12 protein-coding genes are annotated in these 11860 nt (G+C 70.0%); 3 read left to right on the forward strand and 9 right to left on the reverse strand.

Annotation, left to right across the window (positions count from 1 at the left end; all coding sequences use genetic code 11):
- Positions 1–204 precede the first annotated feature (204 nt).
- Both ACFHWY_RS13305 and ACFHWY_RS13310 read left to right on the forward strand, forming a co-directional pair.
- Positions 205–477, forward strand: a complete 273-nt coding sequence (locus ACFHWY_RS13305; RefSeq protein WP_416580471.1) for a hypothetical protein — start codon at positions 205–207, stop codon at positions 475–477.
- Positions 478–651: 174 nt separating this feature from the next.
- Entirely contained in the window at positions 652–864 is a 213-nt protein-coding gene (locus tag ACFHWY_RS13310) for a hypothetical protein (protein WP_416580472.1), read from the forward strand.
- Here the strand turns inward: ACFHWY_RS13310 and ACFHWY_RS13315 are convergent.
- The 7 genes from ACFHWY_RS13315 to hemL all read right to left on the reverse strand — a co-directional run bounded on the left by ACFHWY_RS13315 (position 849) and on the right by hemL (position 8557).
- Entirely contained in the window at positions 849–2330 is a 1482-nt protein-coding gene (locus ACFHWY_RS13315; protein WP_416580473.1) for an AAA family ATPase, read from the reverse strand. The two genes, ACFHWY_RS13310 and ACFHWY_RS13315, sit on opposite strands and share 16 nt — an antisense overlap.
- Before the next feature lie 67 nt (positions 2331–2397).
- Positions 2398–3405: a c-type cytochrome biogenesis protein CcsB gene (ccsB, locus tag ACFHWY_RS13320; protein WP_416580474.1), complete on the reverse strand. Its 1008-nt coding sequence runs from the start codon at positions 3403–3405 to the stop codon at positions 2398–2400.
- Complete coding sequence (gene resB, locus ACFHWY_RS13325) at positions 3405–5054, reverse strand: cytochrome c biogenesis protein ResB (RefSeq protein ID WP_416580475.1); 1650 nt, start codon at positions 5052–5054, stop codon at positions 3405–3407. Before resB ends, ccsB begins: the two co-directional genes overlap by 1 nt.
- Complete coding sequence (locus ACFHWY_RS13330) at positions 5054–5932, reverse strand: cytochrome c biogenesis CcdA family protein (RefSeq protein WP_416580476.1); 879 nt, start codon at positions 5930–5932, stop codon at positions 5054–5056. Before ACFHWY_RS13330 ends, resB begins: the two co-directional genes overlap by 1 nt.
- Positions 5932–6507 (reverse strand): TlpA family protein disulfide reductase, encoded by a 576-nt coding sequence (locus ACFHWY_RS13335; RefSeq protein WP_416580477.1) that lies wholly within the window; start codon positions 6505–6507, stop codon positions 5932–5934. Before ACFHWY_RS13335 ends, ACFHWY_RS13330 begins: the two co-directional genes overlap by 1 nt.
- A 1-nt stretch (position 6508) precedes the next feature.
- Positions 6509–7156, reverse strand: coding sequence for a histidine phosphatase family protein (locus ACFHWY_RS13340; RefSeq protein WP_416580478.1), 648 nt, complete (start codon positions 7154–7156; stop codon positions 6509–6511).
- 63 nt (positions 7157–7219) lie between these two features.
- The gene (gene hemL / locus ACFHWY_RS13345) at positions 7220–8557 is read right to left on the reverse strand and encodes a glutamate-1-semialdehyde 2,1-aminomutase (protein ID WP_416580479.1); all 1338 of its coding nucleotides are present in this window, start codon (positions 8555–8557) and stop codon (positions 7220–7222) included.
- A gap of 139 nt (positions 8558–8696) precedes the next feature.
- Between hemL and ACFHWY_RS13350 the strand changes: the two genes are divergently transcribed.
- On the forward strand, positions 8697–9032 hold the full coding sequence (locus ACFHWY_RS13350) for an STAS domain-containing protein (protein WP_416580480.1): 336 nt from the start codon (positions 8697–8699) through the stop codon (positions 9030–9032).
- Between the two features lie 24 nt (positions 9033–9056).
- Here the strand turns inward: ACFHWY_RS13350 and ACFHWY_RS13355 are convergent, their stop codons facing one another.
- Positions 9057–9617 (reverse strand): response regulator, encoded by a 561-nt coding sequence (locus ACFHWY_RS13355; protein ID WP_416580481.1) that lies wholly within the window; start codon positions 9615–9617, stop codon positions 9057–9059.
- The coding region (locus ACFHWY_RS13360) for an ATP-binding protein (RefSeq protein WP_416580482.1) at positions 9614–11860 on the reverse strand (2247 nt) is incomplete at its 5' end. The genes ACFHWY_RS13360 and ACFHWY_RS13355, both read right to left, overlap by 4 nt.

Raw genomic sequence — 11860 nt, forward strand, 5'->3', positions numbered from 1 at the left:
ACGGCCCTCACCGACAGCTCCGCCCGACGCACAGCGCGACCGGATGCCTTCCGAGAGTAGTGGCCGGCTCACCAGCCTGTCCTCATCGGAACCGCCCGGATCCGATGGAGAAAGGACGGGCGCAACCGACGCGGGGCCGTCCGGCACGTCGGCGACGGACGGCCCCACTTCCAACCGGGTTGGCAGACAGACAGGAGTACGCAGATGACGTTGCAGGTCCACGTCGCGCTCCGGCCGCTCTGGCTGTGCCGGGCCTGCGCCGCACCATGGCCCTGCGCCACCGCCCGGCTCACCCTCCTGGCGGAGTACCGGGACAGCCACGTCGCCCTGTCGATCTACCTCGCCGGGATGCTGTACAACGCCGTCGACGACCTGTACCGCCTCGACCCGCACGACGCGCCGAAGCCCGCCGCGCTGCATCGACGCTTCCTCGGCTGGGCCGCTCCCCGCGCACCCCGTAACCAGTCCCCAACCTGACCGCCAGCCTTCGGAATCTTGGAATTTTTCCGTTAGCTGCTAACGAAAAGATTCCAAGATCTCGAAGCCAGGAGGACAACCGGTCGTCGAGGGCGCGGCCGGTGGGCTGGTGGGCGGGGCGACATATCTCACCGGGTCTGGAGCGGCACCGACCACGGCCGACAAGGTTGACGCATGTCGGATGCGTACGTCGTCGGCGACCCGGACGGGCTGTCGCCGCTCCAGGCCCGCCTGCGCGACGCGATCGCCCGGGAGCTGCACGCGCAGCTCGCGCTGCGCGCGGAGCGGATCAAACTGGCCGACCTGCCGGAGGTCTCCTACCAGGTCGCCCTGCGGGTGAGCGAGACGCTGAGCCGTGGCCGGCACCGACCTCAGTCGCCGTCGTAGAGCCGGGCGGCGTCGACCAGGATCACATCGGGCCTGTCGGTGGAAAGCTGGTGCAGTTCGGCGGTGAAGCCCTCCGCACTGGCAAGCATCAGCCGGGTCTGCCCCAGATCGAAGCCGGGGCGTCCCGACAGCAGCTCACGGGCCCGGACCAGGCGCTCAAGATCCGAACGGCCCAGCGTACGACCCCACTTGACCTCGCCCAGGGCGAGAAGTGGTCGCGGGCCGTCGCCCGCCGGCGATTCGCCGAGCGCCACCAGGTCGAGTTCCTGGCTGCTCCGGTTCGCCGGATCGGTCAGCACCGCCGGCTGCGCCTCGGCGGCGACGCCCCCCAACGTCTCGGGCGCGGCGAAGCGGAGCGTCCACTGCCGGACCTCCTCCTCGAAGCCGGGGCCCAGCACCGCACTCGCGTACCGCCGTTGGGATCGACGCCAGACGTCCGCCCCGCGCCGTTGCTCCAGCGCGGTCCATGCCGGCCGCATCACCGACTGATAGAAGGTGATCAGCGGTTCGGCGATCCGGTACCGGCTGCGCCCGCTGCGCAGTGGGTCGGGTTCCCGCACGAGCAGCCCGGCGTCTTCCAACACCGTCAACGGGTGTTGCAGGTCGGTAGCCTTGCGCCCGATGAACCCGGCGATGCCACCACGGGTGGCGTTGCCCTCGGCAACCGCCGACAGCACCGAGTGATAGAGCGCGGTGTCTCGCAGGTCCGGGTCCTCGGCAAGCAGATAGCGTGCCTCGCGGAAGAGTGGACGGGCTGGGTTCAGCACGGCGCGTACCACCCAGTCGTCGAAGTCGTCGGGCCCCTCCGGTGCGTCGTCCTGGACGTACTCCCGGCGATAGGCCGGCGTGCCGCCCACGATGGCGAACACCTTGGCGGCGAGCCGGGGATCGTCGACGTTCCAGAAGGCCGCGGCGGCCCGGTAGTCCAACGGCGCGATCGGCAGTTCGAGCCCGGCCCGGCCGCGCAACGGTGCGGAGCCGGCCAGTAGCCCACCCATGAAAGAGAGTGCCGACCCGCAGAGCAGGAGGCGAGTGCGGGAGCCGGTGCGCTCGGGCCGGCCCGGCGTGAGCGCATGCTGGATGACCGACGGGAGTTCCCGGCTCGCCCTGACCAGGTACGGAAACTCGTCGATCACTACGGTGACGACGCGTTCCTTGCCGAGGGCGAGCAGTGCGTCGATGGCGCTCTGCCAGTCCGCCAGGCGCACCGGCCCCAGGCTGCCGGCGTACCGGCCGATCGCCTCACCGAGCCGCCTCAGGGAATCTGCCGCCGTGGCCTCGGTCGCCCCGAAATAGAAACCGCCCGTGGCCTTGGTCAACTCGTACAGCAGCAGCGTCTTGCCCTGGCGGCGACGCCCGCTGACCACGCCGAGCGTCGCACCTGGGCGACCATCGGTCCCGAACCGGGCCAGCTCGGCCCACTCCGCATCACGGTCGAAGATCTCGACAGGCTTCGGAAGTCTCAACGGTCATCTCGCAAAATGTAGAACTACAGTTATAAGAAGTGTAGTTCTACATCCTACGGTTTCGCGGTCAGAGGCCGCCGTAGGAGTGCAGGCCCTCGAAGAAGATGTTCACGCCGAAGAGGTTCATCAGCACCGTCAGGAAGCCGAGGATGGCCAGCCAGGTGGCCACGTTCCGCTTCACGCTCGGTGTGGCCCGGGCGTGCAGGTAGCCCGCGTAGACCACCCAGGAGATGAACGCCCAGGTCTCCTTCGGGTCCCAGCCCCACGGTCGGCCCCAGGCCGCCTCGGCCCAGATCGCCCCGGCGATCACCGCGAAGGTGAAGATCGGGAACGAGAAGGCGTGCAGCACGAAGGTGAGTCGCTCCAGCCCTGCCGCCGCCGGCAACCGCTTCGCCAGGGTGTACGGGAAGCTGCGCCGGCCGTCCTCGTACCCGGCCCGCATCAGGTACGCCACCGCCGGCACCACGCCCAGCAGGAACAGTCCCGAGGCGAAGACGATCGTCGACACGTGCACGACGAACCAGTACGAGTTGAGCGCCGGCACCAACGGCACGATCGGGGTGTAGAGCACCAACTCGGCGGTGGCCACCAACAGCACCATCACCAGCGTCAGGAAGAGCCCGAGGCGGCGCAGGAACGGCCAATTCAGCAGTACCACCAGCCAGGCGGCGACCCCGATGAACGAGACCGTGAGCACAAACTCGTACATGTTGCCCCACGGCATCCGGCCCGCCGCGAAACCGTGGGTGACCAGTCCGGCCAGGTGCAGCGCCGCGCCCAGGACGGTCAGTCCGACCGCGATCCGCCCGGCCCACTCGGCCCGCCACGCGGTGCGCTCGGCCCGGTCGGGTACGGCGGTCGCCGCCACGCCGACGACCGGGAGCGCGCCACCGCCCGACACCTTCCCACCGGTCGTGCCGCCTGGGGAGGCGGCGGCGCCGACCAGTTCGTGTGCGGGTGCCGCGACGGCCCTGGCGCGTACGTTGCCGAGGGCGTACTCGACCGCATGGCTGATCATCGCCAGCAGGTAGACCAGGGTGGCGATCGACACCATCTGGTCGGAGAGTGCGGACATCACTCGGCTCCTTCCCGCGCCCCGGCCGGCGTGCCCGGGTCGGTGCCGGGGTCGCCGGGTCGCCCGCCGCCGATCGCGGCGACCAGTTGGGCGAACTCGGCGGCGAACCCGGGATGCTCGGTACGCGGCAGGCCAGCCACCTCGACCAAGCTACTACCGCCTGTCGGAGATCCACTGTCGGGGGCGGCGGAACCCGTCGGCAGCACCCGGGCGAAGACCCGCCGGCGCCGGAAGAACAGCGAACCCATCAGCCCGAGCACCAGCCCGATCGAGCTGACCAGCAGCAGCGTGGTGCCCGGGTCGTGGCGCACGGAAAGGGTGATGAAGGGCCGCGTGCCCAGGAACTCGACCTTCGTACCGTCGTCCAGCGTCCAGCTCTCGCCGATCCTCAGCTGCTTCACGCCGACCTCGGTGAGCCGGCCACTGCTCACCTGACGCTGGTCGAGCTGGTAGACCGAGCCGGGGATGCCGGCGTCCAGGCCCAGGTTGCCCCGGTAGGCCACCAGGTCGAGCAGCGGGTTGCGCTCCGCCGGGTGCTCCGAACGCACGAACGGCGGCTCCTGCGGCGCGGTCGGCAGGTAGAGCCCCGAGAAGGCGACCTGGAGGTCGGGGTCCCGCTCGCCGGTGTCCGGGTCGACGTTGGCGTCCGGGAAGGCGGCCAGACCCTCGCTGCTCAGCCCGACGTCGCCGGTGCCGAGAAACGGCACCACGCTGGTCTGGCTGGCGCCGAACCGGTCGGTGTAACGGATCACCGGGGCGTACCCGTGCCCGAGCAGGTAGACGTTCGCACCGTCGAGGCGCAGCGGCGAGTTGACCGAGAACTCCGCCGGTCGAGGCGGGCCACCATCGGAGTCGACGGTCACCTTCGCGTTGTAGAAAGCAGGCTGACCGGTCTCCAGGAACCGGGCGTCGAACTCGTCCAACCGCACACAGAAGCGGGGCAGGTCGTCGTCGACGCGCGGCCCGAGTTTCGCCTCCGCGTACTGCTGGCGGGTGTTGCAGAACACCTGGTCCTCGCCGGCCACGAGCAGCCGGTTGCCGTGCCATCCGTACCAGGAGCCGAGCGCGACGGCGGCCAGCACCACCAGCATCGAGCTGTGAAAGATCAGGTTGCCGGTCTCCTTCAGGTAGCCCTTCTCGGCGGAGACCTCGTCGCCGCGTACCGCCACCCGCCACCGCCGGCGGCGCAACGTCGCGGCGACCGCCGCCGCGCCACCATCCGGCACGGACACCACCGCGTGCTGCGGCAGCCGCTCCATCCGCCTGGGAACGGCTGGCGGCCGGGCGCGCAGCGCCCGAGAATGGTCGCGGAGCCGGGGCGTGATGCAACCGATCAGTGAGGTGAACAGCAACAGGTAGATCGCGGAGAACCAGGCCGAGCTGAACGCCTCGAACGCGCCCACCCGGTCGAGCAGCGGCGCCAGGTCGGGGTACGCGGTGAAGAAGTCGCGGACGTCCTCCGGATTGACGCCGCGCTGGGGCAGCACCGACCCCGGGATGGCGGCGACCGCGAGTAGGAAGAGCAGCACCAGCGCGGTACGCATGCTGGTCAACTGCCGCCACGAGTTGCGCGCCACGGCGAGCAGCGGGTTGGGGCGACGCCGGGGCACATCGGCCGGCGCGGTCTGCCGGTCGTCCACGGCGGTCATCAGATGCTCACCTCGCCGGTACCGAAAGTGGTCTGCAACCAGATCACCACATTCGTCCAGCCGCCACCGACCAGCGCCACGCCGATCAGGATCAGCAGTACGCCGCCGATCCGGGTGACCCAGCGGCTGTGCCGGCGTACGGTGCGGAAGACCCCGAGCAGGCGCTCGAAGCCCAGCCCGAAGACGATGAACGGAATCCCCAACCCGAGGCAGTACGCCACCGCCAGCACCACCGCCCGGTCAGTCTGACCGCTGGTGGTCGCCATACCGAGCACCGCCGCCAGGGTGGGGCCGGTGCAGGGAACCCAGCTCAGCGCGAAGACCGCACCGAGCACCGGAGCGCCGAGCAGGCCGGCGGTGGGCAGCCGGTTGATCCGGAACTCGCGCTGGAAGCCGGGTAGCACCCCCAGGTAGCCCAGCCCGAGTACGACGATGAGCCCGCCGACGGCGATCTCCAGCGCCCGCTCGTAGTCGAAGAAGATCCGGCCGATGCTGCTGAACAGGATCGCGGTGGTGGTGAAGACGGTGGTGAACCCGGCGATGAAGAGCAACGTCCCGGCGAGTACCCGGCCCTTGACCGCCGCACCGCTCCGACCGTCCTCCCGTACGGCGGTGCCGACGCCGCCGCCCGGGTACTCGCCGCCGGCTGCGGTGTTGACAGGGGCCCCCTGCTCTACCGGGGGCGTTAACGGGGGGGCCTTCCTTTCATCTCGGCCTTCGAGGTCGACGCCGGCCAGGCCGGTGACGTACGAGAGGTAGCCGGGCATCAACGGCAGCACGCACGGGGACAGGAAGCTGACCAGGCCGGCCAGGGCCGCCGCGCCCAGTGCCAGCAGCAGCGGACCGGACTCGGCGAGCTGGCCGAACGTCTCGCCCATCAGCGTCTGCCGGCCGGGGCGGGCGATTCCGCGGCGATCCGCTCGACGATGGGCTGCAGGCCGTCCTGCTTGACCGCGGCCCGGATGACGGTGGCGATCCGGCCCTCCCGGTCGAGTACGACGGTCGCCGGAATGGTGTTCGGCGGGATGTCCATGGCGAGGGCGAGCCGGCTGCCCGGGTCGAAAATGCTCGGATAGCTGACCCGGCCCTGTTCGAAGGCGATCGCCTTGTCCCGGCTGTCCTGCACGTTGATGCCGAGGAAGGTCACGCCGGAGTCCCTGGTCGCCTGGAAGGTGTTCTCCAGGTCGTCGGCCTCGGCGCGGCACGGCGCGCACCAGGAGCCCCAGAAGTTGACCACCACGACCTGGCCCCGCTCGTCCGCCACGTCGTAGCTGCCGCCGGGGAGCAGCTCGCCAGTGATCTTGGGGGCGGCGCTGCGCTGGTCCGGTGAGCACTCCACGATGCCACCGGCGCGGTCGCAGGCCGACTCCCGGCCGTCGGCGGTGCAGCCGGTCAGGGCGACCGTGGCGGTGACGACGGCGAGCAGGCCGGCGGCCAGCCTCGGCAGGCCCATCTCAGGCCCCCTTGGCTGTCCGTGCGGTCGGCGACATCGCCACCAGGTGCGCAGCCGGTTCGGAGTAGCCGATACCGGCGATCTTGGCACCGTCGAAGTGGAAGCTGGTGAGCGAGGCCAGCGAGCACTGCCGGCGGCGCGGGTCGTGCCAGAGCCGCTTGCGCTCGACATGCCGGCGCAGCGTCCAGATCGGCAGTTGGTGCGAGACCAGGACAGCCTCCCGACCGTCGGCGGCGATCCGGGCGGCGTGCAGGGCGGCGAACATCCGTTCGGCGATCGCCTGGTACGCCTCCCCCCAGGAGGGGGTGACCGGGTCGCGCAGCACCCACCAGTTGCGGGGGTCGCGGAAGGAGCCGTCACCGGGGGAGACCTTCTTGCCCTCGAACCAGTTCGCGCTCTCGATCAGCCGCTCGTCCACCCCGACGGGCAACCCGAACTGGGCGGCGATCGGCTCGGCGGTCTGCTGGGCGCGTTCGAGCGGGCTGGCCACCACGTGCACGACCTCGCGCTCGGCGAGCCCCTGTGCCGCCGCCTTGGCCATCTGGACGCCCAGTTCGCTGAGGCGGAATCCGGGCAGTCGGCCGTAGAGGATGCCGTTCGGGTTGTACACCTCACCGTGCCGGAGCACGTGGACCACTGTATTACTCACCGCTGAGCCCCCTTCTTCGCGACTGCGGGGCTCGCAGAATCGGCTCACTCCTCGCGCCCACCACTACCCCCCTTTGACCACCGATGCCGCCGCGTTGGCCGCCGCCGGCAGTGCGGCGGCGATCTGCTCCAGGGCGGCGTCGTCGATAGCCGCCGAGACGAACCAGGACTCGAACGCGCTCGGCGGCAGGTAGACCCCGGCGGCGAGCATCGCGTGGAAGAACGCCTTGAACGCCGGCACCTGCTGGGTGCGGGCGCTGTCGAAGTCCACGACGTCGGCATCGGTGAAGAAGATCGAGAACATGCTGCCGGCGTACGACAGCCGGTGTGGGACGCCGGCGGTGGCCAGCGCGTCGGAGGCGAGCTTGCCCACGGCGGCGGCGGTGTCGTCCAAGCGGCGGTAGAGCGCCTCGTCGGCCAGCCGAAGGGTGGCCAGCCCGGCCGCGCAGGCGAGAGGATTACCGGAGAGGGTACCGGCCTGGTAGACGGGGCCGGCGGGGGCAAGTCGAGACATGATCTCCGCCCGTCCGCCGAACGCCGCGGCGGGCAGCCCACCGCCCATGACCTTGCCGTACGTCCAGAGGTCCGCCTCGACCGGATCGAGGCCGTGCCAGCCGGCGCGGGAGACCCGGAACCCGGTCATCACCTCGTCGACGACGAGCAGCGCGCCGTGCGCGTGCGCGATCCGCGCCAACTGCTCGTTGAAGCCGTCACGGGGAGCGACCACTCCCATGTTGCCCGCAGCCGCCTCCGTGATCACCGCCGCGATGTGCGGCCCTTCCGCCGCGAACGCCTCCTCGACGGCGGCGACGTCGTTGTACGGCAGCACGATGGTCTCGCCGGCCGCCGCGCCGGTGACGCCCGGCGAGTCGGGCAGGCCGAGGGTGGCCACGCCGGAGCCGGCGGCGGCCAGCAGCGCGTCCACATGTCCGTGGTAGCAACCGGCGAACTTGATGATCTTCGAGCGGGCGGTGTACCCCCGGGCCAGCCGGATCGCCGACATGGTCGCCTCGGTACCGGAGTTGACCAGCCGAACCTGCTCGACCGGGCAACGCGCGACAATCTCGGCGGCCAGGTCGACCTCACCCGGGGTGGGCGTGCCGAAGCTGGTGCCGTTCGCGGCGGCGGCCTGCACCGCCGCGACCACCTCGGGATGGGCGTGGCCGAGGATCAGCGGCCCCCAGGAGCAGACCAGGTCGACGTAGCGCCGGCCGTCGGCGTCGTACAGCCAGGGCCCGGCGCCACGGACCATGAAACGCGGTGTGCCCCCGACCGCCCGGAAGGCGCGCACGGGCGAGTTCACCCCGCCCGGCACGATGGCGCGAGCGCGGTCGAACAGGGCCTCTGAGGCCGGCGCGTCGACCGGGTAGCGGTCGGATCCGGCGGGAAACACCTTGGTCACGATGCAGCCATTCTGTCAGCGTCCGACGGCCGATCGGCAGGCACCCCGGATCGGGTTACCCGTCTCACCCCCGGCCCGCCTGCCCTGGTCGGTCCGCCCTCGACAGGTCGGGCGCCCGAGATCGCGATAGGCTGACCCGGTGGATCGTGCCGAGCTGTCCATCACCGTGTACCGGACGGGCGACGAAGCAGTGTTGCGCCTCGCCGGTGAGATCGACATGCTCACGGCCGCCCAGCTCTCGACCGTCGTCAATGAGATCCTCACCGAGCCACCCCCGCGGATCGTGCTCGATCTCGGCGGCGTCACCTTCTGCGACTCGCAGGGCCTGGGAACGCTGGTCGTGCTCAGCCGCAAGGCCAGCCACGCGCAGGCCCTACTCGTCCTGACCAACGTGGGCGACTTCCTGCTCCGCGTCCTGGACATCACCGGCCTACGCAGCGCCCTGATGATCCGCAACGACGCCCCCGCCCCCTGACCCCCGCCCCAGCGGCGGACGGCTTCAGTCGGGGGTGGTGCCCCAGCGGACCTGTTCGAGAAGAGTAACGGCGCGGGCGACCGTATCCGGGGTGTCGGCGGCGCGTAGCAGGGTGGTGGCCTCGTCGACGGCGTCGGTCAGCGACCGCCACTGGGCGTCGCGCTCGCGGACCATGTCCGACTGGGCCGCCAACTGGCGGGTCTTGGTCCACAACTCCACGAAGACCGACACCTTCGCCCGCAACACCCAGGGGTCGAACGGCTTGGTGAGGTAGTCCACCGCCCCCACCGCGTAGCCGCGCAACGCCAGCTGCGCGTCCCGGTCGGCGGCGGTCAGGAAAATGATCGGAACGGCCCGGGTACGCTCCCGCCGCTTGATGTGGCTGGCCGTCTCGAAGCCGTCCATGTTGGGCATCTGGGCGTCCAGCAGGATCACCGCGAAGTCGTCCACCAGCAACTGCTTCAGCGCCGCCTCGCCACTCTCCACCGCGACAGACTGCACCGGCAACCCCTGGAGGATCGCCTCCAGGGCCATCAGGTTCTCCCGCCGGTCATCGACCAGCAGCGCCTTCGCCACCTGTGTCACGAGCCCTCCTCGGTACGGCTGCCGCTGATCCAGGACCCCATCAACTCGATCAACTCGTCCAGGTCGACGGGCTTGGTGATGTAGTCGCTGGCCCCGGCCACGATCGCGGACTCCCGGTCACCCGGCATCGCCTTCGCGGTCAGGAACACGATCGGCAGGTCCGCGAAACGGTGGTTACGCCGGATCTGCCGGGTTGTCTCGTACCCGTCCTGATCCGGCATCATGGCATCCATCAGGACGATGTCCACCTCCGGGTGCTCGGCCAGCAGCCGCACCCCGTCGGTGCCGTTGTCGGCGTACAGCACGGTCATGCCGTGCAGTTCGAGCGCACTGGTCAGCGCGAAGACGTTACGTACGTCGTCGTCAACGATCAGCACCGTGGCACCGTCCAGCTGCCGGGTCTTCGGCGCCTCCGGCGGGCTGGGAAGCAACTCCATCGGCGGCATCAACAGCGACGAGGGCAGCCCCGCCCGCTGCGGCGACGGTGACGACGGCGCCACCACCGCGTCCGGCGCCAGCACGTCGGGCAGGTAGAGGGTGAACGTCGAACCCTGGCCGGGCACCGAGGAGACGGTGATCGTGCCGCCGATCAGCCGGGCCAGATCCCGGCTGATCGACAGACCGAGACCGGTGCCGCCGTACCGTCGGCTGGTCGTGCCGTCGGCCTGCTGGAACGCCTCGAAGATCAGCGACAGCTTGTCGTCCGAGACGCCGATGCCAGTGTCGATCACCGTGAACGCGATCACGCGCCGGGCGTTGGTCAGCGCCGGCACGTCGAAGACCGCGTGCTCCGGTGCCTGCGAGATGCGCAGTGTCACCGCGCCGTTGTCGGTGAACTTGACCGCGTTCGACAACAGGTTGCGCAGGATCTGCTGGAGCCGCTGGGCGTCGGTGACCACCGCCGACGGCAGGTCCTTGCCGATGCGTACCTGGAAGTCCAGGCCCTTGTCGTCGGCCTGCGGCGCGAATGCCTGCTCGACATAGCCGCAGATATCGGTGAACCGCACCTCGGTCGGCTCGACGTCCATCCGCCCCGCTTCGATCTTCGACAGGTCGAGGATGTCGTCGATCAGGCGCAGCAGGTCGGAGCCGGAACCGTGGATGGTCCGGGCGAACTCGATCTGCTTCGGCGTCAGGTTCTGCTCCGAGTTCTCCATCAGCAGCCGGGCCAGCAGCAGCAGGGAGTTCAAGGGCGTACGCAACTCGTGGCTCATGTTCGCCAGGAACTCCGACTTGTACGCCGAGGCCCGGGTCAACTGCTGCGCCTTGTCCTCCAGCCCCAGGCGGGCCAGCTCGATCTCCCGGTTCTGGGTCTCGATGTTCGCCTTCTGCTGGGACAGCAGCCTGGCCTTGTCCTCCAGTTCGGCGTTGGTGCGCTGCAACTCCGCCGACTGCTCCTGCAACTCGTGCGCCAGCCGCTGCGACTGGGCCAGCAACTCCTCGGTACGCCGGTTGGCCTGGATGGTGTTGACCGCGATGCCGATGGTGGAGACCAGCCGCTCCAGGAACGACAGGTGCAGCTCGGAGTAGGGAGTGACGGTGGCGAACTCGATCACGCCGAGCAGTTCGCCCTCGAAGAGAACCGGCAGCACGACCAGGTCGGCCGGCGGTGTGTCGGCCAACCCGGATCGCAGTGTGATCCGGCCGTCGGGCACCGCACTGACCCGGATGGTGCGCCGGGAGAGCGCGGCCTGACCGACCAGCCCTTCGCCGGGCCCGAAGGTCACGTCGTGGCCACGCGAGACATATCCGTACGAGGCGGTGAGTCGCAATCGCATCACCCCCTCGGAGTTGTCCGCCAGGAAGAACGCGCCGAGCTGCGCGTTGACCAGCGGCGTAACCTCCTGCATGATCATCCGACAGACCTCGCCGAGGTCCCGCTGGCCCTGCAACAGGCCGCCGATACGGGCCAGGTTGGAGTCGAGCCAACCCTGCTCGGCGTTCTTGTGGGTCGTCTCCCGCAGGGTGACGATCATCTGGTTGATGTTGTCCTTCAGCTCGGCGACCTCGCCCTGCGCCTTCACCGCGATCCGTTGGGTGAGGTCACCCCGGGTCACCGACGTCGAGACCCGGGCGATCGCCCGCAGCTGGGTGGTGAGCGTCGACGCAAGCTGGTTGACGTTCTCGGTCAGATCCCGCCAGGTACCCGAGACCCCCTTGACCTGGGCCTGGCCACCCAACTTGCCCTCGGTACCCACCTCACGGGCCACCCGGGTCACCTCGTCGGCGAACGACGACAACTG

Source organism: Micromonospora sp. LOL_024 (genome assembly GCF_048060415.1).
GTDB lineage: Bacteria > Actinomycetota > Actinomycetes > Mycobacteriales > Micromonosporaceae > Micromonospora.